Origin of the sequence: Bizionia argentinensis JUB59 (assembly GCF_000224335.1) — a bacterium.
GTDB lineage: Bacteria > Bacteroidota > Bacteroidia > Flavobacteriales > Flavobacteriaceae > Algorimicrobium > Algorimicrobium argentinense.
In genome coordinates, this window is record NZ_AFXZ01000011.1 from 1 (window position 1) to 2,713 (window position 2,713).

Annotated in this window: 3 protein-coding genes; all 3 read left to right on the forward strand. The window is 32.6% G+C overall.

The window, feature by feature from the left end:
* The first annotated feature begins 726 nt into the window (after positions 1 to 726).
* Positions 727 to 1,221 (forward strand): hypothetical protein, encoded by a 495-nt coding sequence (locus BZARG_RS04235; RefSeq protein WP_008635767.1) that lies wholly within the window; start codon positions 727 to 729, stop codon positions 1,219 to 1,221.
* A 5-nt stretch (positions 1,222 to 1,226) separates the two neighbouring features.
* Positions 1,227 to 1,823 carry a hypothetical protein gene (locus tag BZARG_RS04240; protein WP_008635768.1) on the forward strand — a complete coding sequence of 199 codons (597 nt, stop codon included), beginning with the start codon at positions 1,227 to 1,229 and terminating at the stop codon, positions 1,821 to 1,823.
* Positions 1,824 to 2,031: 208 nt separating this feature from the next.
* Positions 2,032 to 2,583, forward strand: a complete 552-nt coding sequence (locus tag BZARG_RS04245) for a hypothetical protein (RefSeq protein ID WP_008635766.1) — start codon at positions 2,032 to 2,034, stop codon at positions 2,581 to 2,583.
* The last annotated feature ends 130 nt before the right edge of the window (positions 2,584 to 2,713 follow it).

The window sequence follows — 2,713 nt, forward strand, 5'->3', positions numbered from 1 at the left end:
AACTACAAGCGCTCCAAAAAACATTGTCGCTAAAATGATACAGAAAGAATTTTGAATTTTAAAGGGTGATTTTTCAGTCGGGCGGAATAATATTTGGAATTGAAAATAATTACCGAAACTGAAACTCCGCTGCTACCGAAAACAAAACGGACGGATTTTTAGTCGGGCGGAATTGAAACCTAATCCAATCCCAAAAACAATACATCGGAATTGAAAGCCGTTAGCGGCAAGAAACAATAAGCCGGAATTTTTACTCAGGCGGACTAAAAAAAAGTAACTTTATGGGAGGAGATCACTCGGACTTGAACAAAGATCGGGAATCTACTCGGGCGGAATAAAATGGTGAAGTTGAAACCTGATTCGATCCGAATACAATACGCCGGATTTGAAACCCCTTCGTCACGAGAAACGATCCGCCGGAATTTTCACTCGGGAGGGTAAAATTTAAAAAAATGAGTGGACGTAACCCGAGCGGAACGCAAATTGACGTGCTTACTCGGACGTGTCGCGCCAGTAGTTAACAACGGCTATACGCAATGCGGGCGTAAGTGCTTAAACCAAAGGGCAGTGCGTGCCGAGCTACCCCGCCAAATCTTTTGGATTTGGCTTTGGCGAAAAAAAGATAAAGACAAACAAAAAGATTTGGCTATCGCTAGCTGGAAAAGCCGTGCGTGCAGCCCCGCACTGCGCATAGCCAAGACGTTGTAAAACATTTAAGAGAATTCATTGAACATCGAAATTAACCATAAAGAAATAGTTACACTAAATCAATTTGAATTAGGTTGGAGATGGGAAAAAACTCATAGTCCAGATATTTTGGAATCTGAAAAGAAACTAATTCAACCAGTTTCTGAAATGGAATCTAAAAGATTGAATAAAGTTATTGACTATTTTGAATCTGAACATAATTTAAGAGAAAAATATACTCAAACGGATTGGATAAGTGCAAATGCAGAAAATGATGAGAAAATTGAGCGGTTTCGTAACCAACTCGAATTGACTCTTGAAAAGTGGGATGAAGGAATAATAATAACTTGGCATAGAAACATTGCTCTAAAAACAACGAAAGAAATATTCATAAAATATTGGACTGATTTTTTATATCCAAGTTCTGATGATGTAACTGTTATATCAGAAAAAACGAATTGGATAATGTTTTATAATCACGTTGAAGTAGCAAACATTTGGACAAAAATATCTAACAATAAAAAAAAGGAATAAAACCTTTGAGAAAAACAATCGTCATACTCATTTTAAACTGTCTACTAATAAGTTGTGGACAAAATAAAAACGAAAAAAAGGAAGCTAAAAGTAAAAAACCGGAGCAAAATTTTTTGACACTTAGATTAGCGGATAACGAATTTATCGAGTTTAATATAGATACTCTTTCCGATTTTAACGAAATAATAAAAATTATAGAAAAAATAGATTGCAGAAAAAATTATGCCCTATTTAAATTAGAAACAGAAAAAGAGATTTTCAATATCCACCCATTACAACTTTGTGAGGATATATTTGACTATAAATTAAGAGAGATAATTTACATAAATACTGATAGTATAACAGTAAATTATGAATTAAAATATCCAATCGATAGTTTGAAAACTGTTTTAAATAATCATCTGAGAAATCCAAATGATGATAAAAACTTTCCTTCATCGGATGAAAAAAAACTGATAAGCATAAATGTTGATAGCAATAAAAACATTATCGAGACGAAAAAACTCTTACTTAAAATAATTGCTAATATTAACGAACTGAATACTAAAGCGAATTATTCATTTATGTTTGAAGAAAGAGGAATAATACAAATTGAGGAATAAAAAACGTTTTACAACACTATATATAGCAAATTGGGCGATTATTGTTTAATCCAAAGGTTGTTGTCTATTTGCAAAGTCGCCAAATCTTTTGATTTGGTATTAAAGAAGAAAAATTAAAACAAAATAAAAAGATTTGGCTTGTGACTAAACTGAAAGTAATCGCTTATTTTCTGCCCAACTTGCCATATATTTAACGTTGTGCAACATTATGAGAAACGCAATTACATTAATATTTATTCTACTATTCTTTCTGTCTTGTAAGCAGAAACAAACTGAATATATTAATACAGAAAATAATTCTGAAATTAGTAAAATTGTAGAATCGGAAACTGAAAAAGGAACAGAGAACAAAGTAGAAAATGTTGTTGCTGAAAAAATCTCAAATTGTGATTTAAAAACTCTTGTTGAGATTAATTCTCTTCTTGAAAAAGGAACTGAATTGAATGACCAAAACTTTGCTGTTTTCTTTGCGAATATGAATCCTGAATGTTCAAATAATGCCGAATATTCCGAATTTAATAATGAACTGATTTTTAAAACGCTGGAATCGAATCCGAAAAAGTTTGTGGCATTTTTAAGCAGAGTTTCGAAGAAAAAGAAAATATTGGAATTTGTGCTCACTCAACTGCGGAATCCAATCCACGACGGAATTGAATTAAATGCGATTTACGAGAGTTTAGGCAAAACAGAAACGGAAGATGCTAAAACGAAAGAATTAGTTTCTGAATCGATTAAAAATGCGATTGAAAAGAATAACTAACGTTGCACAACAACGTGTATAATTCATTGCTAATTCTAGCCTACTTGGAAATTCCTTCGGAATTTCCTCTGGTTCGTTTTAGTTTACTAATTTAGTTGCTTAAACACGCAACGAAATCATACACAAAACC

Excerpts from the sequence above, each read along its gene's own strand:
- BZARG_RS04245 (WP_008635766.1), top strand. The coding sequence starts at position 2,032 with ATGAGAAACGCAATTACATTAATATTTATTCTACTATTCTTTCTGTCT.